Here is a 22,991-nt window from a genome sequence, read left to right on the forward strand (position 1 = left end):
GCTGGTGGCGCTGTCGGCGCACTCGCAGGCGCTGCCAGCGGCGCAGCGAGTGCACTGCGCGGTGCCCGACTGGGCGCTACTTTCGGCGCATTCGCCGGTCCTGCAGGGTCAGTCCTGGGTGGTCTCGCCGGTGCCGCCCTCGGTGGCCTGGTGGGCGGCGCCATCGGTTGCGAAGTCGGCAGCAAGATCGGTGAAGCCGTCGATCAGAACTGCCTCGCCAACTACCGCTGCCTGGAATGCGGCCACACCTTTAGCCCTCCACGCGAGTGAGGTGTTTCGGCGGTCCTCGTCCTGCTGATTCCTCGGCCTCGCGCTTCTTTGGCTTTTCGTTTCTCTCTTCCTCTCTCACTCCCCTGCCCTGGTTCCTTGTTCCAGCTGTGTGCTCTTCGGAGTTACGCAGTGGCGCAGCTGTGGGCGGGTGGTTTTCGTGTTGTCGGTCTTTCGTTTTCTTGTTCTTTCTTCCATTTCTTCAAGGAGTATTTCAATGGCTCATCTCGTTCAAACCATGGCCTATGTCGGTGAGACCCCCTGGCACAACCTGGGTCAGCAACTGCCCGCCAAACAACCCATCGATGTCTGGGCCCGTGAAGCGGGCATGGACTGGACCATCCGCGAGACTCCCGTGCGCTACATGGCCACGGAGTCCGGCACTGGTGCAGCGCCCGGTGCCGCCTCTTCCGTCTCGGACCTCTATGGCGAACCCATGGAGTTCCCCGACCAGAAGGTGCTGTACCGCAGCGATACCAAGGCCCCTTTGTCAGTGGTCAGTGCCCGCTACCAGGTGGTGCAGCCCAAGCAGGTGCTGGAGTTCTACCGCGATCTGACGGAAGTCTCTGGTTATGAGCTGGAGACGGCCGGGGTTCTGAAGGCCGGGCGCAAGTTCTGGGCTCTGGCTCGCACTGGCAAGTCCTCAGCTTTGAAGGGCAACGATTTGGTCAATGGCTATCTGCTGCTGGCAACGTCGTGTGATGGGACGCTGGCCACCACAGCCACACCGACAACGGTGCGGGTGGTCTGCAACAACACGCTCTCGATTGCTCTTTCCGGAATATCGAGCGCGATCAAGGTGCCCCACAGCACCAGCTTTGATGCGCAGGCGGTCAAGAAGCAGTTGGGCATTGCCGTCTCGCAATGGGATGGTTTCATGTACCGCATGAAGACCCTGTCCGAGCGCAAGGTCAAGAGCCATGAGTCCATGAACTACTTCCTCAAGGTGCTCTGCCAGACCGATGGTCATGCCGATGCGTCTGCAGGTCTCACCAACGAACGCGCTCTCAAGAAGGTGCAAGCCATGTACGAGGGCCAGGGCCGGGGTGCGGAATTGGCTGCCGCCAAGGGCACAGCCTGGGGCCTGTTGTGCGCCGTCACCGAGTTCGTGGACCACGAGCGCCGGGCGCGCAGCCAGGAGTACCGACTGGACAGTGCCTGGTTTGGTCAGGGGGCCACCCTCAAGCAGCGGGCGCTGGAACAGGCTTTGCAGTTGGCATCGTGACTGTGTCTGCCGTTCCTTTCATTTCCTCCATTCACCGTCATCACCCTTCACGGCATAGACCCCGGCTCCTTCAGTGGACCGGGGTCTTTTGTTTTGGGGGCGGTGCTGGTATTCGTTTTTTTCACATTCAAGGAGTCAGCATGGTTCAACCTGTTGTTTCACCGGTGGGGACATCCCTCACCAAACCCCGCCCTGCCCTTCGACTGGTCAAGACCCAGGATCTGGATCGCGATCAGTGGTTGCAGGTGCGCAAGGGTGGTATCGGGAGTTCAGATGCGGCAGCGGCCGTGGGGCTCAATCCCTACCAGTCGCAGTTGGAGTTGTGGATGGAGAAAACCGGTCGTGCGGCTGTCGCTCCACCGGGCGATGGGGGTGCGGACGATCTGAGTCCGATGTACTGGGGTTCGCTTTTGGAACCCATCGTGGCGGCACACTACACCCGCCGTACAGGGAATCGGGTACGGCGCATCAATGCGGTGCTGCAGCATCCCGAGCACCCATGGATGCTGGCCAATATTGACCGGGAGGTCCTAGGGGCCCCGGATGTCCAGTTGCTGGAGTGCAAGACCGCAGGGATTCAAGGGGCCTGGCTCTGGCGGGATGGAGTGCCGGAGTATGTGCAGTTGCAAGTCCAGCACCAGTTGGCCGTGACGGGTAAGCAGGCTGCAGATGTGGCGGTGTTGCTCGGGGGCCAGGAGTTGCAGATCTTCCGGATCGAACGGGATGAGGAGCTGATCGCCCAGCTCATCACCCTGGAGCGGGAGTTCTGGGGGTATGTGGAGCGGGGCCAGGCACCTCCGGCTGATGGGTCGGATTCGGCAGACCGGGCTTTGCGGGCGCTGTATCCCCGGGACACGGGTTTCACCCTGAACCTTAAGCACGACCTGGTGATGGGGGCGGTGTTTTCAGACCTGTTGGCGGTGCGGGAGGTGCTGGCGACCAACACGGCGCTGGAGGCACAGCTCAAGCAGACGATTCAGCAGCGCATGGGGGACTCCAGCCGGGCGGTGTTTGAGAACGGGGAAGTGAGTTTCAAACGCAGCCGGGACGGGACACAGCTGGATACAGCGCGGCTGGCCAAGGAGCAGCCGGAGATCGTGAAGGCGTACACGGTACCGAAGCCCGGGAGTCGGAGGTTTCTGGTGCAGACGTGAAGGTGGGCCGGGGACATCGGGGCCCAGGTTCATTCAATTCATTTTCATACACGCATCCCCAGACGGGCTTCATCGGTGACGGTGAGGCCCGTTGTGCTTTAGGGGGTGTTTTCACAATCAACAAGGAGATTCACATGCTCAAAGGTTTGGCTTTGACACCGCCCGTGATCGGGCGCATTGCGATTGGGCGGGTGGTGGAGAAGGCGGGACGCCGTCTTCCGGAGAAGGACGATGAGTTCACCCTGACCAGCCAGGTCCAGAACAAGGAGGGGTGGGTGCCACATCCGGTGGATGCCCAGTTGCGCAAGGAGCCGGGGGCCAAGCTGCGCAGCATTCCGGTGCGGCTGCTGTTTGACAATCCGGACCTGAGCCTCAGGGCGAACTACACAATGTTTGATCGGGCCACGGGACGACCTCTGTGTGTTGGAGATGGAGAAAGCTGCAAGCGGGTGACCCTGTCAGGGATGCAGTCCCTGCCCTGTCCTTCGCCCGCGGTGTGTGCGCTCGCGCAGGACGGGAACTGCAAGCCGTATGGGCGACTGCATGTGCGGGTAGAGGCTGAGGGGAGTACCGAAGCGGGTATGGAGGGTATGACTGGCGACGAGTTGGGCAGCTTTGTGTTCCGAACCACGGGGTTCAACAGCATCCGGACACTGTCGACCCGGCTGCGGTATCTGTTTGCGGTGTCGGGTGGGTTGCTGGCCGGGTTGCCCTTGGAGCTTCGGCTGCGGGGCAAGTCCACGACGCTGTCGCATCGCACGCCGATCTACTACGTGGATCTGACGCTGAGAGCGGGAAGCAACCTGGCCCAGGTCGTCGCTTTGGCACGGCAGGAGCGGGAGCAGCAGGCGGCGTTGGGGCTGGATCAGGCAGCACTGGATGAAGCGGCACGGCAGGGTTTGGCGCTGGGGGAGTTCGAGGAGTCGGAAGAGGAAGGGGTGGAGGTCGTCGAGGAGTTCTATCCAGATTCCGATACGGATGGAGATAGTGGAGCAGCGCAAGCACCTGCGCCGATCTCGCTGCGGGGCAAGCTGCATCGCAAGCAGGAAGCACTCGGAATGCGCGCCAATGCAACGGGTGATCCAGGGGCTTCCCATGCGGTTGCCTGAGGGGCTCGTTCGGCGCTATGCGGTGGGGTTGGTGATGGAGACTGTGCCTTGCTATCGCAGTGGGCTGGATTCAGCACCAGGCGCCAAGGTGCTGCCGGGGATTCTGGTGAGGCATAGAGCACCACCGCATCGCACGGGGGCGGTGGTACTGCAGCAGGCAGTGGCCCTGCTCACCGGCCAGCGGGTGGCAGTACCTACTGCGACCAGTGCGGCCGGGGTGTTGCGCCATGCGCAGCGGCTTCTGCCGGGGCTTCATGCTCAACTGGTTTGGGAGCAGGGACCATCGGACTTGTTAGCGCTGTGTCACGACGCGGTTCACCGGGGTGGCCTGGTGCTGCTGCTGTGGCAGTCGATTGCCAGGGAGGTGCGGGGAGCTCCTCGCCCGCCTTCCCCGCCGCCTCAATGGATGCTAGTGGTCGGGGTGGAGGGGCCTTGGAGACCGGTGGGGGAAGGATCAGGCAGTGTGGTGTGCACGGAGTCCACGGGGCTTTTGATCCTGGATACCCGGGTGCATCCTGGATGGGGACTGGGGCACAACCAGCGTCTGGTTCCTGGTGCCTATCCACACCATGAGGCGGCTGTGCGGGTTGCGGAGTTTAGGGCTGTTTGGTCGGCGCGTACATTGGAGGGCAACCTGGACTGCGGGATGGTCCTCTCAGCGATCGCACTGTCTCCCGGCAAAGGCCAGAGCCCCCAGTGATCTGGCGGGAGCTCAGACAGTGCATCCGCACTGGCTGGCTCCCATTCCGTACCGATCAGGCAATCACAAAGGGCGTGCGGTCCTTGCCTGCAATCCACTGGGGCGGCTTACCTCGGCCGGACCAGGTGGCACCGGTGTCGGGGTCCCGGTACTTGGCAGCGACCTTCTTGGGCTGGGGCTTCCAGGGGAAGACCTGTTGGGCCGTGAAGCCGAATTCCTGAACGAGTTGCAGGACGGTTTGGAGGGCCTGTTCGGACTCGGCCTTCTTGGCGTTGGCGATTTGTTCGTCGAGGAGTTTTTTCTGGGCGAGGAGTTCGGCGTAGCTGGGCATGGGGGTGCGTTGGGAGTGAGTGCTGGGGTGTTGTGATTGGGTCCAAGGAGGACCTTTTAGACACAGGAAGCACTCTACGCGAACCGGAGCCCAGGAATGCTCAGTTGGCAGTTGCAACGGGGGGAGTCGTGGCGTCTTGGGTGTCGCCCTGGCGCCATACCTGCAGGTTGGCGTATTCCCGGCCGCAACCGGTGCAACGCAGGGCTTCGGTGTAGCGCATGACTCCGGCGTCATCGCGTGCGAGCACGCGGTGGTAGCTGGTGGCCCGGCAGTAGCCGCAGCAGTTCCTGGCGGTGGACGGGTTCATCGAGATGGAGGCGCTCAGGTTCTTCACTCAGGGGATCTGTTCTTGGTGGGGGTCTTCGTTGCGTGCGCTTGGGATCGTACCAAGGCAACGGAGTTTGTGCAGGTCCACGGGGGAAGCTGGTCACGGGCAGGGATGTTCTCGCTCCATATGGAACATCTCACACGGTAGCGGCTGAGCTGCGGCAAAGATCTCGCAGCCACTTCCCCATCCCTGCCCGTTCAGCAATCGGTCAACCGATGGTCTTTGGTTGGCGTTCAATTGATGTATTTGCATCACATATCATTTACTAACAGAGAGGGAGTTTTATGCAGTCCATGAGAAGAAGGGTGCGGCTTGCGCCAAGCCTGGTGGTTGTTTCGTTAGCGGTGTTGGGCCTAGCTGGGTCGCTGGGCGGTTGCCAGCGCAAGGAGGCCGAAGTGCAAGCGCCGGAGTTGCCGGTGCAGACGGTTTCGGGGTTTCTGGAGATCGCTGGGGTGCTGGATCGCCGGGGGGAACAGGGGGCCGTGTTCGAGGTCAGCCCAGAGACGGGGGATCTGGTGGCGTTTGTGTTCGATCCAAAGAGTGCTCTGGGCCAGCGGCTTTTGTCGCAGTGTGTGCAGAACATGCCGTGTCTGGTCGAGGGGGTGCGGGCCAGGCCGCTGGACAGTCAGGCACCGGCCACCAAGGTCTTGGGTGAGTTGGGGTTCAGTGTTTCGCCGTCGGCTTGGCTGGGGATGATTGACGCGGGAGATGCCCGCGTGGAGTCTGCGCTGGAGGAGCCTGAGATGCAGGTCAAGACCCGGTTTGGGGTTGTGGCTGTGCAGGAGGGAGATTCTTCGGTTGTTTTAAACGGGCAAACCGTTCTATCGCCTCAGGAGGAATCCGTGCGCATCGTGCGCCATGCGCCGGTGGGTGCAGAAGATGTGCTGTTGCTGCAAAGCGGATCGGGGACCGCCTGCCCTGCCCTGTTTCAGCTCCTGGCGGTATCCGCCCAGGGGGTACAGGTGTCGCCGAAGTTTGGGTCCTGCTCAGACCGGGTGTTTGCCGTGGTCGAGGAGAAGCGGAACCAGGCACCCAGGTTGTCCATCCGGATGCTGGGGTTTGCAGGGCCGTTTGAGCCAGAGGAAGAGCAGCGTAAGGCGGCTCTGAAGATGGTGGAGTTTGTGTACCAGCAGGGGGCACTCACGCTGGACGGTAAGCCGGTGCCTTCGCAATGAAGGAGCTTGTACCTTTGCGTTTGGCCGCAGGCTCAAGCTTTGGCGGGGGTCTTTCGGGCAGCTTTGCGTGCGGGCTTGATCGCTTGCTCTGGGGGTTTGAGCAGGGTCCAGGGCTCCACGCCCAGGGCCTGAGCCAGGCGCTCGATGTTGGCCAGGGCGATGTTCCAGCGGCAGCGCTCGACCGCTGAGACGTAGGTGCGGTCGAGTTCGCACTCGTGGGCCAGGCGCTCTTGGGACCAGCCTTTTTCTACACGCAGTAGCCGAATCCAGTACGCGAGGATTTCGCGCACGTTGCCCGGGTCGGGCAGATGGGTCGGGGGCGTGGGTTTGGCAGACACCGCGGGAGGATGCGGTTTTGCCTTCTTTGCATCTACGGAGTTTGCTTCACTTATGAAGCTCCTCCATGTGAGAACGGGGATTTTTAAGTGCTTCAACTTTAGGAGGAATTGCCATGAAGCGGGTTGCTTGGGGTCGTTGGGTGTTGGTGGGGTATTTCTTGATCGGGCTGCTGTATGCGGTCTATGCCAACAACTGGGGGGATGAGCCCTATCGGAGTTTTGCGTACCACCTGGGTCAAGGCTTGGTGTGGCCGGTGGTGGTCTTGCCAGGTCTGGGCAAGTTCATCGGTGGCTTGCTGATTGTTGCCATGGTGGCGTTTGTGATGGCCAGTTAAGGCTGGAAAGGAGCAAGCGCCATGGCGTTTTTGGCACAGGTGATTTTGGTGTGTTTGATGGTCTACCTGTTCTTTGCCTCGCTGGGCTTCTGGTCTGGGCTGGGAATTTTGGCGCTGTGGTTGCTGATTGGGATGGCCAACAGCGGCAAGCGGTGAGGGGCTTTGAGTTGGGAACAGAACGATGAGCGCGCCTGGAGGACTGGGCGTGCGTTTTTTTACACAAGGAGAGGTTATGCGATTCGGAATGACGGGGGCGCAGCCAGTGGGTCTGCAGAGCTGGATCCGTGGGTCCAGGGGTGTGATCACAGCACTCACGTTGGGTGCCGCGCTGGCTTTGGTGGGGTGTTCTGGCTCCAAGACGGAACGAATGATGGTCAAGGGCTGCACTGATGGGGGCAGCAGCAAGAAGACCTGTCAGTGCGCGGTGGACAAGATGGGCGAGCGCTACGACCTCAAGAACCTGGATGAGTTTGCGGAGAGCCGGGGCGGGATTCCGCTGCAGACCCTGCAGGCAGATTTTGCGAAGGCTTTGATCGAGTGTGTTGAGAAACACGGGCGCTGATCTGGCGCGGAAAGGAGATATGCAATGAAGACAACAAAAAATAAGCAGGTTCAAGATGTTGGAACGAATGCAATTCCTAGGCACCTCCAGGGAGTTACCTGCCCTGCCCTATTGTTAGCTGGCAGCCTTTTGTGTGCGTTGTTGGTGCAAGGCGCATGGGCGCAGTCACCACAGCCGGAGACTTCGGCTTGCGTGCGGCCGCTGAGCAAGGAGGTGAAGAACCGTACGGTGTTTGTAGGCACGCGGGTATTTGAGACTGCTGTGCCGTACGAGGACACCAAGCCCAAGATGATCCTGATGAAGGGCTTTACCTTGCGGGTGGTGGGGCGGTTTCAGGAGTGGGTGCAGTTGAAGGGAGTCCATGACGCCGAGTTTGGTCCGAACTCCACCCTCGGGTGGGTTCACGAGTCAGAGCTCGTCAAGGTAAACATGGAGTTGTGCAGGCTGGGGTGAGGCCTGGCGAATGTGGCGTTGGCCACTACTTGTTGAAGGGGACTAGGCTGTGGCCTGGTCCCTTTTTTATTGTGGCTTCTTTTTTTGGTCTGAGCAGATGTGAACGCAGCTCGGGGGGTGGCGCTGATGGTCGTCCCACACAAGATAAGAAGCGAGGGCTTCCAGTGGGAGGTGATTTCTTTGGATGGGATGAAGCGAACGAATGCAGCTGAAAAATGGTCAATACGGCTGCTTCAGGCTGGTTGCCGTCGCTCAGTCTGACAATGTCGTTGGCCGCTTTCTTCGAAAGCAGACCTTCCACTTCTCGTCGAGTCAGCTATTTCCGTCTTTGAACCCCTTGCCTTGTCCAGTTCTGGGGATTACCAGACTCCGATGTCGTGCTCAAATCCCTCACCTATGAAGCGTGACCCTTTGCATCTTCCCGCCTTGCGCGGTGGCTTTCTCGCCCTGCTGGCGGCGGTACTCTTCGGCATCAGCACGCCCGCGGTACAGAGGCTGGGCGCAGGGCTCGGGGCCTTCACGACCGCAGCGCTGCTGTACTTAGGAGCGGCCCTGATCGGGGCACTGTCGCTGCGGACTGCTGCGCATGAAGCGCGAGTGCAGAGGTCCGACATTCCGCGCCTTCTGGCGATGGCTGGCTTTGGCGCCGCGCTGGGGCCGGTGGCCCTGGCCTGGGGCCTGCAGCACACGAGCGGAGCCAGCGCGTCGCTCATGCTCACTCTGGAAGCGCTGTTCACCGCCACGCTGGCATGGTGGCTGTACAGCGAAACCATGGACCGCCGCGTGTGGGCCGCCATGCTGTTGCTGCTCGCAGGAGGAATGGCGCTCGTTCTGGACCAAGGCCTGCAAGGAGGCGTGCAGTTGCTGGGGCTGCTTGCCGTGCTGCTGGCCACGGTCGCCTGGGGGGTGGACAACACCTTGTCCCGTGGGCTGGCTGAGCGCGACCCCAGCCAGGTGGTGATGGCCAAGGCCACCCTGGGGGCCGCAGCGACGGCTGCATTGGCTGTTTCGACTGGGGAGCCTTTGCCTTCCCTGTCCGCAGCACTGGGACTTCTCGCCGTTGGAGCCACTGGTTACGGCCTGAGTCTGCGCTGTTACCTCCTGGCCCAGCGGGCATTTGGTGCGGCGCGGACGGGCTCGGTGTTCGCCTTCGCGCCCTTCATTGGTGCTGCCGTGGCCTTCGGTTTCGGGGAACGCTCTGCGGGGTGGTTTATGCTCTTGGGTGGAGTGTTCATGTTGGCGGGAGTAATGCTCCATCTGGCGGAAAGCCATGGACACGAGCACACGCACGAAGTGCTGGAGCATGAGCATGCTCACCGGCACGACGATGGGCACCATGCACATGTGCACGTAGTAATGCCAACTGGCAGCCACAGCCACAAGCACACCCATGAGCCTGTGACCCACGCCCATCCCCATGCTCCTGACGTGCACCATCAGCACGTTCACTGAACCCGCTAGATCTAACCAACAGCGCGGACCGCGTGAGCGCGCGTGCCGCGCAGCAGCCTCAGCCCATTGCCAACCACCAGGAGGCTGGCCCCCATGTCCGCAAAAACCGCCATCCACATCGACGCGTTCCCAAAGACCGCAAGCACCAAGAACACCGTCTTGATACCCAGCGCCAGCACGATGTTCTGAAGAAGGATGCCCCGCGTGCGCCTGGAGAGCTGGATGACTTCGGGGATGCGGCGCAGATCGTCATTCATGATGACGATGTCCGCAGCCTCCATGGCCGTGTCGGTTCCTGCTGCACCCATGGCAAGGCCGATGTCGGCGCGTGCCAGCGCAGGTGCGTCATTGATGCCATCCCCCGTCATCGCCGTGGCACCGTACTGGGCCTGCATCTGCTCAATGGCCGACAGCTTGTCTTCTGGCAGCAGGTTTCCATGCGCCTGGTCGATGCCCGCCTGTTTGGCGATGGTCTCTGCCGTGGCTTGGTTGTCTCCGGTCAGCATGACCGAGGCGATTCCCAGCGCGTGTAGCTGGGCGATGGCCTCCCGTGAGCTGTCCTTGATGGTGTCGGCCACCGCAAAGATGGCAAGAACCTCCGATTGACTGGCCAGAAGGGTCACCGTGCGGCCCTGCGATTCCTGTGCCTGTAGCAGCGCCTCAATGGCGGGGCTGCAAAGACCCCGTTCCTCGATGAGCCGGTGATTCCCGAGAATCAGGGGTTGGCCATCAAGCTGGGCTTCCACACCACGTCCGGCAAGGGCCGTGAAGCCTGCCACGATGCCCTGGCCAGCAGACAGTCCTTGCGCGATGGCCTTGGACACGGGGTGGTCAGAGTGACCGGCCAGGTCCGCCGCCCAGCCCAGAATCTGGGTTTCGGGATACGTTCTGGCCAGCACGTGCTGGGCCACCAGTTTGGGTTTTCCTTCCGTGATCGTGCCGGTCTTGTCGAGCGCAATGGCCTTGAGTTTGTGCGCGTCTTCCAGGTAAACCCCGCCCTTGATGAGGATGCCACGCCGGGCCGCAGAAGCCAGACCACTGACCACCGTCACCGGCGTTGCGATCACCAGCGCACAGGGGCAGGCGATGACCAGCAGTACCAGAGCCTTGTAGACGGCATCCACCCACGTCAGGTCCATAAAGACCGGAGTGAGCGTCGCCACAAGAACGGCCATGATGAACACAGCCGGGGTGTAAATGGCAGCAAACCGGTCCACGAACTGCTGTGTGGGGGCGCGTGAGCCCTGCGCCTGTTCCACCGAGTGAATGATGCGGGCCAAGGTGGTGTTGCTGGCCTCTGCCGTGACCATCACCTCCAGGGTGCCTGTTTCGTTGATGGTGCCAGCAAACACGGGATCTCCAGGAACCTTGTCCACCGGAATGCTCTCTCCCGTGACCGGCGCCTGGTTGACTGCGCTGGTCCCAACGGCCACCGTGCCGTCCAGCGGCATGCGCTCGCCCGGCCTGACCCGGACGATGGCGTTGACGGGAACCTGTGCAGCGGCCACCGATTTCCAGCTGCCGTCAGGCTGGCGTACTTCGGCCGTCTCGGGCGTGAGATCCAACAGGCTCTTGATGGCATTGCGTGCACGGTCTACCGCGCGGCCTTCGATCAATTCAGCAATGGCATAGAGGGCCATCACCATGGCGGCTTCTGGCCATTGGCCAATGAGAAACGCGCCGGTCACGGCCACCGTCATCAGCGCATTGATGTTCAGCCGTCCCTGCAGCAAGGCGGCAAACCCCTTGCGGTAGGTGGAAAAGCCCGCCAGCCAGATGGCCGCCGCCGCCAGGGCCATGCCAATGCCCTTGAAGGCCAGCGTGTCTGGAGAGAAGAAGGCCACGGCTTCGGCGCAGACGGCCAGGCCCAGCGCCAACCCCATACGCCCGAGTTCGTCGGTGGTGGAGGCCCGCCCAGGGGCTTCGCCCGTTGCCGCAGCGGTTGCCACGGGCTGCGGGTCGAACCCTGCCTTGCGAATGGCCGCCAAGGCTTGAGGAATCACAGCATCAGGGGCGTCAATGGTCAGCGTGCGTGCGCCGAGCTGAAACCCCAGGCCGCGCACCCCGGCAATTGACTTCAGCGCGCGGCGGATCTCACTTTCTTCGGCTGCGCAGTCCATGGCCTCGATGCGGAACATGGCTCCCTGGGGGCCACGCCCATTTGCAAACGAAGGCGCTGCGGTTGCTAGCGAATGTGGGGTACAGCAAGTATCTGGAGAGGCCGCAACCGGGCTGGCGCAACAGGAATCAAGCTGAGTAGAGACGGGAGCGGCTGGAGCGCAGCATGGGTCCTGGGAGGTTGGTTTTTGTGCTTCGTCGCAGCAGGATTTCATAAATTTCTCTCCTTGATGCCTCGATTGGAAACCTTGGAGTCGCTACAGTGTCAAGACTTCCCAATATCCAGCTCTCAACATGCAGATCAAGGAACTGGCCGCCGCAACAGGCGTTGATGCCGAAACGATCCGTTTTTACGAAAAGGAAGGCCTCTTGCCTCTACCCGCGCGGCTGGCCAATGGCTATCGCAACTACGCTCCGGCCCACCTGGAGCGGTTGTCGTTTGTGCGGCACTGCAGGGCGCTGGACATCCCGCTGGCTGACATAAAGAGCTTATTGGGTGCATTGGATGCCCCGCAAGAGGCGTGCGCAGACGTCAACCATTTGATCGATGACCAGCTAAGTCGGCTGCGCGCTCGCATCATCAGCATGATGGCGTTGGAAAAGCAACTGCTGCAGCTGCGCTCAGCATGCAGTGGAGAGCATGCGCATCAGAGCTGTGGAATTCTTAACGAGCTTGTCGCGGCAGCCCATGGTGAGGCCTGTCTGTGCCATGGAGAAAAAAGTGGTTGACCTTGCCACTGTGGCAAGTCCGAGACTGCACTCCTCTCAACTCTTTGCCACGAGAAGTAAATGCATGAATTCCAGCTTCCCGACATGACCTGCGGGCACTGCGCAGGGATGGTGAACCAGACACTGCAGATGGTGGATCCTGGCTGCAAGGTGCAGGTGGACATGTCCAAGCGCTTGGTTACGGTGCAGAGTGCTGAAGACCGTCTGACGCTTGCGGAAGCGCTCACCGAGGCGGGCTACCCGCCCTCTTGACTACGCGTCCGTACCGCAAAAGATCTGCTCCGGCACACGTTCATCGCGGTGGGTATTGAAACCGCCTTGGAGCCGCCGACCATCGCCTTGACGCAGCGATGGTCGGCCTGAGGTCTTTGGGCGGTTGCTACTTTTTTGCCACCTCTCTGTCTCGGAACTACTTGGGCGTGGAGCCCGGAGTGGCTTCCTTGTGCGGCATGGCTTCCCGCGCATTGGCCTTTTCCTGACCACGGGCTTCGGCCTTGCTGGTGTCGGCGATGCCAGAGCCTTCACCCCGCGCCGTACTGCCATCCTTGGTCCGCTTCACACCGGTCGCAGGACGGGCCTTTTTGTGTTCCTCGCCATGCGCTTGCGCCTTGGAGTTGGTGTAGGGCGTGGCCTCTTGGGTGTCGCCAGCAGCGAATGCGGACGATGCGGCGGTCATGGCCAGGGCGATAAGGAGAGTTTTCATGATTTTTCCTTGGTAGGTTGACGTGCGAACAGAAGAGCGCCCCCTTTCTTGAGGGCGCGGCGAGGCACTCCTTGTGCTTACTTGGCAGGCTCGATGGCGGTGACGACCATCTTTCCGCCCTCGTTGATCACCATGAAACGGATCTTGTCGCCGACCTGCGTCTTGTCGAGCAGGGCCTTGTCCTTGGCAGCAAACACCATGGTCATCCCCGGCATCTCCAAGTGCTTGATGTCGCCATGCTTGATGGTGATCTTGCCGGCGTCCTTGTCGATCTTGCGCACCTCTCCATCGGTCATGGAGGCTGCGGTCGTGGATGCGGCTTTTCCGGCGTCTCCAGCGGCCTGCGCCACGGCCGACAGCGGCATGAGAGTGACCAGCGACAACATAGCGCCGATCAATAAAGTGTTTGCGTTTTTCATACGAGCTCCTTGTTCAATTGCGTGCAGGGATTCCCCGATTACTTCTTGACCACCGTGACCTGGCCCTTCATGCCTGCGTCGTAGTGGCCTGGGTACAGGCAGGCGAACTTCACTTCGCCAGCCTTGGTGAACTGCCAGATGATTTCGCCTTGCTTGCCGGGGGCCAGCGACACCTTGCTGGGCTCGTCATGCTCCATGTCCGGGAACTTCTTCATCGTCTCGTAGTGCTCCTTGAGTTCGGCATCGGTGCCCAGGCTGAACTCATGCTTGACCTGGCCACTGTTCTTGATCACGAACTTGACCGTTTCGCCCTGCTTGACGGAGATCGCGGCGGGCGTGAAGCGCATGGTGTCAGCCATGTCCACGTTGATTGTGCGACTGACTTTGGAGGCTTTGCCTGGTTCGCCGATGGCTGACTCCTCGCTTCCATGGCCGTGACCGCCGCTGTGGGTACCGCCCGCAAAGCTGTTGAAGGACAGGGCCACCAGGGCGGAGGCGGCGATCAGGGAAAGAGTGCGTTTCATAGTTACCTTGGGTTGTGGATGAGGAAAGGAGGCGATCAGTGGCCGCTGTGCGAAGACGGCTTTTTGACCTTGACGACAGTGTCCGAACTGGACTTCTCTTTGCGGGGCATGGATTGGCCGCCCTCGGCCTTGAAGCGGGCAGGCTCCGCCATCGGGCCGGTGTACTCGTACGCCACCGTGCCCTCTGGGTTCTTGTACCAACCCGGATTTTTGTAGTCGCCCGGTTTCTGGTCGCGGCGTACTTTGACGACGCTGAACATCCCGCCCATTTCGACCGACCCGAACGGGCCTTCCCCGGTCATCATGGGAATGGTGTTGTCCGGGATGGGCATCTCCATCTCGGTCATGTCCGCCATGCCCCGTTCGCCCATGACCATGTAGTCGGGGATCAGGTTGTTGATCTTCTTGGCCACGCCCCGGTGGTCTACGCCAATCATGGTGGGAATGTCGTGACCCATTGCATTCATGGTGTGGTGGCTCTTGTGGCAGTGGAATGCCCAGTCACCTTCTTCGTCCGCGAGGAACTCGATCTGGCGCATCTGGCCCACGGCCACGTCGGTGGTCACTTCATAGAGACGGGTGCTCTTGGGTGTAGGACCACCATCCGTGCCCGTCACCAAAAACTCGTGACCGTGCAAGTGCATGGGGTGGTTGGTCATGGTGAGATTGCCGATGCGAATACGCACCTTGTCATTGAGCCGGACGTTCAAGGAGTCGATGCCAGGAAAGATGCGGCTGTTCCAAGTCCATAAATTGAAATTCAGCATTTCCGCGACCTTCGGCGTAGCGGCCCCGGGCTCAATGTCGTAGGCACTGAGCAGGAAGCAAAAGTCTCGATTCACTTCATCAATCAGCGGATGCTTGGTCTTTGGATGCGTGATCCAAAAGCCCATCATGCCCATGGCCATCTGGGTCATCTCATCGGCGTGCGGGTGGTACATGAAGGTACCTGGACGGCGCGCCACGAATTCGTAGACGAAGGTCTTGCCCGACTGGATTGCGGGCTGGTTCAATCCCGCCACACCGTCCATGCCATTGGGCAAACGCTGTCCATGCCAGTGGATGCTGGTGTGCTCGGGCAGCTTGTTGGTCACAAAAATGCGAACGCGGTCGCCTTCCACCACTTCGATGGTGGGACCAGGACTCTGGCCGTTGTATCCCCAAAGGTGGGCCTTGAAGCCAGGGGCCATTTCGCGCACGACGGGTTCTGCCACCAGGTGGAACTCCTTGACCCCCTGGTTCATGCGCCAGGGCAGCGTCCAGCCGTTGAGCGTGACCACCGGGTTGTAGGGGCGCCCGGAGTTGGGCACCAGCGGCGCCATGGTGTCTGCGCTTGTCTGGTACACGGGTTCTGGCAGTGCGGCCATTGCCACGCGGCTCACACTCGCTGCGGCCACGGCCCCTCCGGCAATGCCAGCAAACCGGAAAAAATCTCTTCTTGAATTCATGTTGGTTTCCTTGAGGGGATCAGTGGCCTGCACCGGCTTCGGCAGCGGCTGCGCCACCGCCCGAGACGCCAGCGCTGGTGGGCTTGCCGATGAGAGAGGCCTGAAGGGCGGCGTCCGCCAGCCAGAACTGCTGTTCGGCGTTCAGGGCCGCCATCACCGAGTTCACCTGGTCGCGGGAGTCGGCAAGCAACTCGAAAACGCTGATCAGCATCCCGTTGTAGCGAAGCTGGTTTTCTTCGGAGATGGTTTTTCGCAGGGGAATCACCTCGTCGCGGTGGTGACGCGCGATGTCATATGCAGTGCGGTACGCGGAGTAGCTCTCCCTAAGGTTCGAACCCGCCGCGCGTGCGGTTGCTTCCAGGCGGTTGGCCGCAGCCAGGGTCTGCGCATTCATGGCGTCGCGCCGCATTCCACCCCAGTCGAAGATCGGCAGCTGCAGGCTGATCTCGAAGCCGCGTCGCGTGGAGTGGGTGTTCTCGGCGGCATCAAAGACAGAGTCGCGCCGCACGCCCAACTCGATGTCTGTGAAGGTCGTGATCCTGTTCCAGCCTTGCGCGCGTGCAGCTGCGTCGTAGTCAGCCTTCGCGATCTGCAGATCCAGCCGCCCCTTAGACGCTTGGCGGCCCGCGTCCGATGCAGACAGCGGCTCCTTGGGCAGTGTGGGCAGGCGCTCAGGCAACTTGAGCTGTTGGGCTTGGCTGTCGTCCAGACCCAGCAGCCGGACCAGTTCCTCACGGGCTGCCGTGACTTGGTGCTGGGCACTGGCCAGCTGGGTCGCTGTGTCGGCATAGAACGCTTGCTGGCGTGCACGGTCAAGCTTGTTGAAATTGCCCACCGCCTGCATGCGCTTGGCCAGTTCGGCACTGGCTTGGGCGCTGGCGACGACCTGTTGGGTGTAGGCCAGCGTTTGTTGCGCGGCAACGGCGCGTACCCATGCCTGACGTACCTGCGTGACTTGGTCCACTACCTCGCTGCTCAGGCGCAACTGGGTCTGCTTGATGCGCTGCTCGGCGATGCCTTTGCGCGTCGGCAAGGTCAGCAGGTCCAGCAGCCCGAAGGACAGGAGGCGGCCGATCTCCGTCTCGCTGCCCAGGCGAACGCGCTCCAGGCTCAGGATGGGGTTGGCGATGCGGCCGGACTGGGCTGCCGTGGAAGCGTCCGCCCAGTTTTGAGCCACGATGGCCTGCAGGGATGGGCTATTGACGAGTGCGAGTTGAACGGCATCCTTCTGACTGAGCGGCTTGGCCAGCAGATCCGAAGCGCGCTGGCGCAAGGCGTCCCGCTCGCTCTGGTCCCGGGCCAAGGTAAGCTGGCCGTCCGTGAAACCGCTTGCGGCTGTATTGGCGCTGGTGAGGTTCTGCTCCAGATTCACGCTGGCGCAACCAGACAAGACCGCCACTGCGGCCACGGCGATCACGAGTTTGGCGCGGGGCGTGTGCAAGGGGCGGTTCATTGTTTGCCCCCGTGGTGTGCGTCATGGCCCTGCGCGGGTTGGTCCTGGCCGGTTGTGGGTGCCGTCTGGCGAATTTCCTTGGCATAGGTGCGCCAGCCTCCGATCTCGCCCACCTTGTCATTGGCCGCTTTCCAGGGCTGGACGGATTGCTCTTTGTAGGCTTCGTAGCCCGAGAGGGCTGATCGGTACGAAAGCTGATAGTCCACCTTGGCGGATTCGCCCTCTGGCATCTGAGCCAGAGCCAGGGACGGCGCTATTAGCGCGGCGGCTAGCCAGGGGGTTGATATAGGTCGTGAAAGCCAGGAAATTTTCATAGGTTCACCATGCGTTCTTGATGCAACGCATTGTGTGATCCCAAGGCTTCCGCCGACATAACGGCTTCATTACATCTTTGTCATCTGGAAGAAAGCCAGCGATCTGAGGGCACACTTGCCGCCATTCGCAGACAGGGAGATCCCGTGAAGATATTGATCGTCGAGGATGAAATCAAAACCGGCGAATACTTGCGCCAAGGCTTGCGTGAGGCAGGGTTCAACGCCGATCTGGTTCACAACGGAGTCGATGGCCTGCATCTGGCCCAGGAAGGTGACTACGACCTGGTGATCCTGGATGTGATGCTTCCTGGGATGGATGGCTGGCAGGTGCTCACCAATCTGCGTCGCCGGGGCCTGGAGATGCCCGTACTGTTTCTCACGGCCAAGGATCAGGTGCAAGACCGGATCAAAGGGTTGGAACTGGGGGCGGACGACTACCTGGTCAAACCGTTTTCCTTTGCCGAGCTATTGGCGCGAGCGCGCACCATCCTCAGGCGTGGTCGCAATGGCACCGAGGTGACGGTCCTCCAGGTGGCCGATCTAGAACTAGACCTCTTGCGGCGGCGAGTCAGCAGATCTGGCAAACGCATCGACCTCACGGCCAAGGAGTTCGGACTCCTGGAGCTGCTGATGCGCCGCCAAGGGGAAGTTCTGCCGCGCTCTCTGATCGCGTCGCAGGTGTGGGATATGAATTTCGACAGCGATTCCAACGTGATCGAGGTGGCGATGCGCAGGCTTCGGGCCAAGATTGACGATGCCTATGACGCCAAGCTGATCCAGACGGTGCGAGGCATGGGGTATGTGCTTGAAGCGCCGCAGGAGCGTGCGTGAAAGCCCGGTACTCGCTCACGACACGGCTGACGGTCTTTTTTACTTTGGCTTCCGGGCTGGTGCTAATTGGACTGGGAACTCTCGTGGCGATTTCCATTGACCGGCATTTCGTGGAGCTTGACCGCGATGCACTGCGTGACAAGGTTCACCTGACGCGTGAGGTCATCGGCAAATCGAAGTCGCCGCAGGATCTGAAGACGCGGCTGGATGACGTTTTGCACAGCCATGAGGGCCTCTTCGTCACCGTGCTTCGCAATGGTCAATCGCTGTACTCGACGGAAGACTTTGAGTTTCCTGCGGACTTGAGCGTGCGGACCCAGCATTCCCGCTTGGGGGTCGCCTCGTGGCGAATCAAGGACCGTGAGTACCGGGGAATGTCCGAAGCCGTGACGCTGCCTGATTCCGCAGAGCCGCCGCTGCAGGTCTGGGTGGCCGTGGACATTGCTCACCACAAGCACTTCATGTACGAATTGATTTGGGTACTTGTGAGCTACGTGGCATTGGCAACGCTGGTGGCTGGGATCCTGGGCTGGTGGGCCGCAAAGAATGGCTTGGCCCCCCTTCGCGCCATGCGGTCCCGCGCCATGGCCATCACGGCACAGCGACTGGACGAGCGGATGCCAACCCAGGAGTTTCCGGTGGAGATGGCCGACCTGGCGACCACCCTCAACGAGATGCTCCGGCGCTTGAAGGAGGAGTTCGACCGCCTGTCCGAGTTTTCTTCGGACCTGGCTCACGAGCTGCGTACGCCGATCAACAATCTGATGACACAGACGCAGGTCACACTCAGCCAGGCTCGCTCCTCTGAGGAGTACCAGGACATACTGGCCTCCAACGCCGAGGAGTACCAGCGCCTGGCCCGCATGGTGGCTGACATGTTGTTCCTGGCCAAGGCTGACCACGGTCTCATTCTTCCCAGCACGGAAAGAATCGCGGTCCATGATGAAGCTCAGGCTTTGTTTGACTTCTACGAGGCCTTGGCAGAAGAGAAGCAAGTCCGACTGCAATTGATCGGGACGGCGGAGATCACAGGCGACCGGTTGATGTTGCGCCGGGCGCTCAGCAATCTCCTGTCCAACGCCATTCGCTACACCCCACCAGGCGAGCTGGTGGTCGTGGACATCCAGGGGGGCCTGCACGGAACCACCGTGGACGTCGTCAACACTGGACCTTCCATCGAGGCGCAGATGATCCCCCGCCTGTTCGACCGCTTCTTTAGGGCGGACAAGTCGCGCAAGCAGCTGGACTCGGACGGAGCGGGGTTGGGCTTGTCCATTACCCAGGCGATTGTTCACGCACACCGGGGACGGATTTCTGTGAGTTCGGCGGATGGCAGGACTTGTTTTTCGATGTATTTCCCCAGTGCACAGAGCATTGGCAAGCACCTCACGACAGATGCATGACCCTTTGGAAACTCTCATAGACTGCTGGAAGGCAGACCCGAGCAGCACCTACAACACCTGGTTCTTGTGGGATCAGCGGATCAAGAACTTCCGCTCCATTCGCCGAGGCATTGCGCAAGTGGTGGAGGACATCCGGGCCGGAACGTTTGGCAACGCCTACCGAGGCTCCTCGCTGGAGACAATCGTCGGGTCCGTGGCGGAGCAGCGCCAGATCTTCAAGGGTGCGGACCACGCTTTCCTCTGGAAACCCAAGCTGCGGATTCCGGATATCTACGAGAATGCGAGCAACCAGCTCGCCTTCGCAGATCTTCTTCACACTTGCGATCACTGCGACTGCGCAGAAGACGTGGTGGCCGCCATACAGCGCATTGATGCAATTGGCATCAAAGGCTTGGGCCCAGCAGTCGCCAACTTGCTGTATTTCATCCACCCAACGCTGGTCTCTCCCTTCAACACGGCCATCGTCAACGGGTTCAACGCGGTGACCGGGGGGCGCGTGAAGCTCGGGCGCTGGGAGCACTATCTCTCCATGCGGGAGGGCTTGCTGCGCCTGAACGCGCAGTACCGGCTGAAACTGTCGAATGATCTGGGCGCGATTGCAGGACTCATGTTTGACATTGGCAGTGGCCGATATGCAGCGCCGCCACAAGCAATGGATGCAGCGGCGACAGCTCTCTGGCAAGAAGACCTTGAACGTGTGCGCCAGGAATCCACCGCATTGCAACGGGAACTGTCCCAAGCGACCGAGAGTGATGCGACCCACACGGGTGTCCAGGCCTCGCTGCGCGACCTGGGCAAGGCGCTCGGATTTGAGGTCTGGATCGCGTCCAACGACCGGGGCCGCGCCTATGGCGGGGGGTTGCTGGGAGATGGATGCATGGCGCAGTTGCCCGCCAGCCTGGACCGAGGACTGGAGTCCGTGCGACTGATCGATGTTGTATGGGTTGATCCCCAGACCTCGCAATTCGCCGCCGCATTCGAAGTCGAACACACCACGTCCATCTATTCGGGCATCGTACGCATGCTCGATCTGGCCCTGGGCACGCCGGTTGCAGGCAACTGCGCCCTGTTTCTGGTGGCTCCAGACAATCGCAGAGACAAGGTCGCTGAGCAACTTCAAAGGCCTGCCTTCTCCAGGGTGTCGGAGCTGGGAATCCGGTACTTGCCTTACAGCCAGCTGGAGCAGAACCATGCCTCCATGAGCCGCTTTGGGTCCAGCATCAAGCCGTTGCTGGAGATTTCGCAGCGGCTGTGAGCCACGGCTATTTCGTGCGGCGCGCTTCGCTGCGCTCGGCTCTTTGGGCCCCAGGGATGCGGCGACCCACGGCGATGTCGGCAAGATGAAGTTTCTGTTATCCCGAACGGCGGGATTGACGGGTGGCGCCTTGCGTTGCGAAAGCTACAGATCGAACTCCAATCTCTACGATTGGGCGTTGCCTCGGTACAGATTTCGAGGCAGAACTTCGCAAACTCTTCGCCCCAGAAAGCCTCGGCATGAACGTCACGACAAAGCCATTGGATGCACTATTGCCTGTCAGTTCGCTGGGAAACTCTGTGCCCAAAGCACCGAGCATCCAGGGAGGCGGTTTTCTGGACGCGATGAAGCAGGCGCTTTCAACCACAAGCCAGTTGCAGAGTGAGTCTGGTCGCCTAAGCCGCGAGGTCACATTCGGCAATCCCACGGTCAGTCTTGAAGAAACGATGCTCGCTGGAGTCAAGTCGAACATCGCGTTTCAGGCCACTCTTCAGAGCCGCAACCGCATTGTCCAGGCCTACACCGATGTGATGAACATGCAAGTCTGATGCTCGGAGGCCAGAGCAATGCAAAAGCAGATGTCGCACGCACTTGCTGCTAGCGCCGCAGACATGCATGGCGAGCCAATTGGAGGAGGCCCTGTTTCGAAAGACCCCTCCAGATCAGCAGCCGACCGCCCGGAGAACCCGTTTAGAACCGAGGGGCCTGGGTGACTTCGTCCGAGGTGGTGGCCACGGCAGCATGGTGCGCAGCGTGGTAGCGGTCAGGATAGATTTCGTTGAGCTTGCGGCCGTCTTCGCCCACAGCGACGATTTCGCCTTCGCGGATGGCGCGTGCCAACTCACTCTTGACTTGTTCCCGCGTCTTCAACGACTTGCCTGCCACGATCGGATAGCGACCAGACATCAACTCATTGCGTTTGACTCCGAATTCACCGGCCACCATGATGTCACCCGTACGGATAGCCTGCTCCAATTCTTCCCGCACTTGCTCGCGGGATTTGCTAGCCTGAGTCGAAGTAGTCGAGCGATAGGCTCCGGGGTTGATTTGCTTGAGAGTCATCCCCGAGTCGCCTGCAGCAAGCATCTCGCCGTTTTGCTGAGCCTGCGCCAATTCAGCCAGCACTTGTTCGCGCGTCTTGCTGACCGCTTGGTCCGACGCAAAAGCGGGGGCTGCGATGAGGGAAAGGACGATGAGGGTGGACTTCAGTTTCATGATGGGGTTTCCTTTTTGGGTAGATGGCAATGGTTCAGGTGCAACCGCAGGCCGGTTTGGGAGGGCACGCGGTTGCCGGTGATCGTTGAGAGGGTTCAGGGCAGTTGGCGGGCATCGACCCAGCCAGCTTCGCCGCCCATATCCCGTACACCGTCACGACCGACGGGGTTGCGCTTGGCTGACTGCAACTCATCGAGGACTTGCTGGCGGGTCTTGGTCAGTTTGGGGCCCGGAACGAGTGGATAAGTGGCAGGGTAGCCACGGCTGATCCAGTACAGCGAACCGTCCTTCTGAGCGGCCAGCACGGTGCTTTCGACCGCTTGGCGGCTCACCGCATTGCCCAAATGGTCGGCGGCCAGGCTCACGCCTTCCTCCTGGCTTGGGCTTGCGTGGTAAACGGAAGTTGCGAAAGAGGCGGTGGCGGATGCAGCAAGGCTGGCGACGAGGATTGCGGTACGAACTTTCATGATGGTCTCCTGTGGCGCCGGATGCCCGATATGGTTCATCCAGGTGGCGTTTTCTGCACCACGGAGAGAAGTCTAAAAATTGCCGCCCCACATGGAGGTGACCTCCTGATTACGCTTTCGACAGCAATCTGCAATCCACTAAAACCCGAGTGCATCCCCCGCGTCGGTTCTGGGCGTCATACGACACTGCGGCCACCTCATTGCGGCAACGAGAGTCTCCCGCCGTCCTGCAGCGACGCAATCAGCGGGCAGGAGACATTCCCTTTTCTCGCATGGCATGCGCATACCAGTTCAGACAGCACCGACTCCATGCGTGCCAAATCGGCTATCTTCTCGCGCACATCCTTGAGCTTGGACTCAGCCAGTGCGCTGGCTTCTTCACAATGAGTTCCATCGTCTAGCCGCAGCAGCTCGGCTATTGCATCCAGGCTGAAGCCCAGGCGCTGAGCCGCTTTGACGAAGCGCACCCGCGTCACATCTGCATCTCCATAGCGGCGGATGCTGCCGTGAGGCTTGGCCGGCTCGGGCAACAATCCCTTGCGCTGATAGAACCGGATGGTCTCTACATTGACCCCGGCCGCCTCGGCAAAAGCGCCGATCGTAAAACTCTCCAAATTGGCTTTCATACCGCTTGACTCCGTACATGACTACGGAAGTAAGGTTACGGGATTCAACCAATTTTG

Annotated in this window: 29 protein-coding genes; 15 read left to right on the forward strand and 14 right to left on the reverse strand. The window is 60.9% G+C overall.

Annotated features, from left to right (window positions below; all coding sequences use genetic code 11):
• Positions 1 to 108: 108 nt before the first annotated feature.
• Positions 109 to 246, reverse strand: a complete 138-nt coding sequence (locus tag AC1Q64_RS22670) for a hypothetical protein (protein ID WP_156371542.1) — start codon at positions 244 to 246, stop codon at positions 109 to 111.
• Positions 247 to 484: 238 nt separating this feature from the next.
• Between AC1Q64_RS22670 and AC1Q64_RS22675 the strand changes: the two genes are divergently transcribed.
• The 3 genes from AC1Q64_RS22675 to AC1Q64_RS22685 all read left to right on the forward strand — a co-directional run bounded on the left by AC1Q64_RS22675 (position 485) and on the right by AC1Q64_RS22685 (position 3,755).
• Entirely contained in the window at positions 485 to 1,492 is a 1,008-nt protein-coding gene (locus AC1Q64_RS22675; protein WP_492252912.1) for a DUF932 domain-containing protein, read from the forward strand.
• Between the two features lie 140 nt (positions 1,493 to 1,632).
• Entirely contained in the window at positions 1,633 to 2,646 is a 1,014-nt protein-coding gene (locus AC1Q64_RS22680) for a YqaJ viral recombinase family nuclease (RefSeq protein WP_492252913.1), read from the forward strand.
• A gap of 134 nt (positions 2,647 to 2,780) precedes the next feature.
• On the forward strand, positions 2,781 to 3,755 hold the full coding sequence (locus AC1Q64_RS22685) for a recombination directionality factor (RefSeq protein WP_199226353.1): 975 nt from the start codon (positions 2,781 to 2,783) through the stop codon (positions 3,753 to 3,755).
• A gap of 755 nt (positions 3,756 to 4,510) precedes the next feature.
• On the opposite strand, the gene AC1Q64_RS22690 is transcribed toward AC1Q64_RS22685, so the two are convergent.
• The gene (locus AC1Q64_RS22690; RefSeq protein WP_108625388.1) at positions 4,511 to 4,786 is read right to left on the reverse strand and encodes an H-NS histone family protein; all 276 of its coding nucleotides are present in this window, start codon (positions 4,784 to 4,786) and stop codon (positions 4,511 to 4,513) included.
• 100 nt (positions 4,787 to 4,886) lie between these two features.
• Positions 4,887 to 5,120, reverse strand: a complete 234-nt coding sequence (locus AC1Q64_RS22695) for a hypothetical protein (RefSeq protein ID WP_124511455.1) — start codon at positions 5,118 to 5,120, stop codon at positions 4,887 to 4,889.
• 278 nt (positions 5,121 to 5,398) lie between these two features.
• Here AC1Q64_RS22695 and AC1Q64_RS22700 point away from each other — a divergent pair, with 278 nt between their 5' ends.
• Positions 5,399 to 6,289 (forward strand): hypothetical protein, encoded by an 891-nt coding sequence (locus AC1Q64_RS22700; RefSeq protein WP_199227777.1) that lies wholly within the window; start codon positions 5,399 to 5,401, stop codon positions 6,287 to 6,289.
• Positions 6,290 to 6,321: 32 nt separating this feature from the next.
• Here the strand turns inward: AC1Q64_RS22700 and AC1Q64_RS22705 are convergent, their stop codons facing one another.
• Complete coding sequence (locus tag AC1Q64_RS22705) at positions 6,322 to 6,627, reverse strand: helix-turn-helix domain-containing protein (protein WP_492252914.1); 306 nt, start codon at positions 6,625 to 6,627, stop codon at positions 6,322 to 6,324.
• A 113-nt stretch (positions 6,628 to 6,740) separates the two neighbouring features.
• Between AC1Q64_RS22705 and AC1Q64_RS22710 the strand changes: the two genes are divergently transcribed.
• The 5 genes from AC1Q64_RS22710 (at position 6,741) to AC1Q64_RS22730 (ending at position 9,429) form a co-directional block, all read left to right on the forward strand.
• Positions 6,741 to 6,962, forward strand: a complete 222-nt coding sequence (locus tag AC1Q64_RS22710; protein WP_100409493.1) for a hypothetical protein — start codon at positions 6,741 to 6,743, stop codon at positions 6,960 to 6,962.
• Positions 6,963 to 6,983: 21 nt separating this feature from the next.
• Positions 6,984 to 7,118 carry a hypothetical protein gene (locus AC1Q64_RS22715; RefSeq protein ID WP_255581832.1) on the forward strand — a complete coding sequence of 45 codons (135 nt, stop codon included), beginning with the start codon at positions 6,984 to 6,986 and terminating at the stop codon, positions 7,116 to 7,118.
• Positions 7,119 to 7,194: 76 nt separating this feature from the next.
• On the forward strand, positions 7,195 to 7,524 hold the full coding sequence (locus AC1Q64_RS22720) for a hypothetical protein (RefSeq protein ID WP_492252915.1): 330 nt from the start codon (positions 7,195 to 7,197) through the stop codon (positions 7,522 to 7,524).
• A 24-nt stretch (positions 7,525 to 7,548) separates the two neighbouring features.
• The gene (locus AC1Q64_RS22725; protein ID WP_124511450.1) at positions 7,549 to 7,977 is read left to right on the forward strand and encodes a hypothetical protein; all 429 of its coding nucleotides are present in this window, start codon (positions 7,549 to 7,551) and stop codon (positions 7,975 to 7,977) included.
• Positions 7,978 to 8,373: 396 nt separating this feature from the next.
• A complete protein-coding gene (locus tag AC1Q64_RS22730; protein ID WP_056637549.1) occupies positions 8,374 to 9,429 on the forward strand; it encodes a DMT family transporter in 1,056 nt (351 codons plus the stop codon).
• An 11-nt stretch (positions 9,430 to 9,440) separates the two neighbouring features.
• Here the strand turns inward: AC1Q64_RS22730 and AC1Q64_RS22735 are convergent, their stop codons facing one another.
• The gene (locus tag AC1Q64_RS22735; RefSeq protein ID WP_492252916.1) at positions 9,441 to 11,762 is read right to left on the reverse strand and encodes a heavy metal translocating P-type ATPase; all 2,322 of its coding nucleotides are present in this window, start codon (positions 11,760 to 11,762) and stop codon (positions 9,441 to 9,443) included.
• Between the two features lie 79 nt (positions 11,763 to 11,841).
• On the opposite strand from AC1Q64_RS22735, the gene AC1Q64_RS22740 reads away from it, so the two are divergent.
• Positions 11,842 to 12,276 carry a Cd(II)/Pb(II)-responsive transcriptional regulator gene (locus tag AC1Q64_RS22740; RefSeq protein ID WP_108625382.1) on the forward strand — a complete coding sequence of 145 codons (435 nt, stop codon included), beginning with the start codon at positions 11,842 to 11,844 and terminating at the stop codon, positions 12,274 to 12,276.
• A 60-nt stretch (positions 12,277 to 12,336) separates the two neighbouring features.
• Positions 12,337 to 12,528 carry a heavy-metal-associated domain-containing protein gene (locus AC1Q64_RS22745; RefSeq protein ID WP_056637557.1) on the forward strand — a complete coding sequence of 64 codons (192 nt, stop codon included), beginning with the start codon at positions 12,337 to 12,339 and terminating at the stop codon, positions 12,526 to 12,528.
• Between the two features lie 157 nt (positions 12,529 to 12,685).
• Here AC1Q64_RS22745 and AC1Q64_RS22750 read toward each other — a convergent pair whose 3' ends face one another.
• The 6 genes from AC1Q64_RS22750 to AC1Q64_RS22775 form a co-directional block, all read right to left on the reverse strand.
• A complete protein-coding gene (locus AC1Q64_RS22750) occupies positions 12,686 to 12,979 on the reverse strand; it encodes a hypothetical protein (RefSeq protein WP_124515296.1) in 294 nt (97 codons plus the stop codon).
• Positions 12,980 to 13,056: 77 nt separating this feature from the next.
• The gene (locus tag AC1Q64_RS22755; protein WP_108625381.1) at positions 13,057 to 13,398 is read right to left on the reverse strand and encodes a copper-binding protein; all 342 of its coding nucleotides are present in this window, start codon (positions 13,396 to 13,398) and stop codon (positions 13,057 to 13,059) included.
• A 38-nt stretch (positions 13,399 to 13,436) separates the two neighbouring features.
• Positions 13,437 to 13,922 (reverse strand): cupredoxin domain-containing protein, encoded by a 486-nt coding sequence (locus AC1Q64_RS22760; RefSeq protein ID WP_056419630.1) that lies wholly within the window; start codon positions 13,920 to 13,922, stop codon positions 13,437 to 13,439.
• 35 nt (positions 13,923 to 13,957) lie between these two features.
• Entirely contained in the window at positions 13,958 to 15,370 is a 1,413-nt protein-coding gene (locus tag AC1Q64_RS22765; RefSeq protein WP_015012917.1) for a multicopper oxidase family protein, read from the reverse strand.
• Positions 15,371 to 15,389: 19 nt separating this feature from the next.
• Complete coding sequence (locus tag AC1Q64_RS22770) at positions 15,390 to 16,823, reverse strand: TolC family protein (RefSeq protein WP_108625380.1); 1,434 nt, start codon at positions 16,821 to 16,823, stop codon at positions 15,390 to 15,392.
• Positions 16,820 to 17,053, reverse strand: a complete 234-nt coding sequence (locus AC1Q64_RS22775; protein ID WP_233247170.1) for a hypothetical protein — start codon at positions 17,051 to 17,053, stop codon at positions 16,820 to 16,822. Before AC1Q64_RS22775 ends, AC1Q64_RS22770 begins: the two co-directional genes overlap by 4 nt.
• Before the next feature lie 228 nt (positions 17,054 to 17,281).
• Here AC1Q64_RS22775 and AC1Q64_RS22780 point away from each other — a divergent pair, with 228 nt between their 5' ends.
• The 4 genes from AC1Q64_RS22780 to fliE all read left to right on the forward strand — a co-directional run bounded on the left by AC1Q64_RS22780 (position 17,282) and on the right by fliE (position 21,174).
• Positions 17,282 to 17,968 (forward strand): heavy metal response regulator transcription factor, encoded by a 687-nt coding sequence (locus AC1Q64_RS22780; RefSeq protein WP_015012920.1) that lies wholly within the window; start codon positions 17,282 to 17,284, stop codon positions 17,966 to 17,968.
• Complete coding sequence (locus AC1Q64_RS22785) at positions 17,965 to 19,371, forward strand: heavy metal sensor histidine kinase (RefSeq protein WP_056419624.1); 1,407 nt, start codon at positions 17,965 to 17,967, stop codon at positions 19,369 to 19,371. Before AC1Q64_RS22780 ends, AC1Q64_RS22785 begins: the two co-directional genes overlap by 4 nt.
• The gene (locus tag AC1Q64_RS22790) at positions 19,364 to 20,626 is read left to right on the forward strand and encodes a type II restriction enzyme NmeDI-related protein (protein WP_108625379.1); all 1,263 of its coding nucleotides are present in this window, start codon (positions 19,364 to 19,366) and stop codon (positions 20,624 to 20,626) included. Before AC1Q64_RS22785 ends, AC1Q64_RS22790 begins: the two co-directional genes overlap by 8 nt.
• A 239-nt stretch (positions 20,627 to 20,865) precedes the next feature.
• Entirely contained in the window at positions 20,866 to 21,174 is a 309-nt protein-coding gene (gene fliE, locus AC1Q64_RS22795; RefSeq protein WP_015012923.1) for a flagellar hook-basal body complex protein FliE, read from the forward strand.
• A 142-nt stretch (positions 21,175 to 21,316) separates the two neighbouring features.
• On the opposite strand, the gene AC1Q64_RS22800 is transcribed toward fliE, so the two are convergent.
• The 3 genes from AC1Q64_RS22800 to merR all read right to left on the reverse strand — a co-directional run bounded on the left by AC1Q64_RS22800 (position 21,317) and on the right by merR (position 22,934).
• Entirely contained in the window at positions 21,317 to 21,841 is a 525-nt protein-coding gene (locus AC1Q64_RS22800) for a DUF4148 domain-containing protein (protein WP_108625378.1), read from the reverse strand.
• Between the two features lie 95 nt (positions 21,842 to 21,936).
• Entirely contained in the window at positions 21,937 to 22,308 is a 372-nt protein-coding gene (locus AC1Q64_RS22805) for a hypothetical protein (RefSeq protein ID WP_100409585.1), read from the reverse strand.
• Between the two features lie 197 nt (positions 22,309 to 22,505).
• Complete coding sequence (gene merR / locus AC1Q64_RS22810) at positions 22,506 to 22,934, reverse strand: mercury resistance transcriptional regulator MerR (RefSeq protein WP_015012926.1); 429 nt, start codon at positions 22,932 to 22,934, stop codon at positions 22,506 to 22,508.
• Between the last annotated feature and the right edge of the window lie 57 nt (positions 22,935 to 22,991).

Source organism: Acidovorax sp. GW835-FHT14G06, from assembly GCF_058793595.1.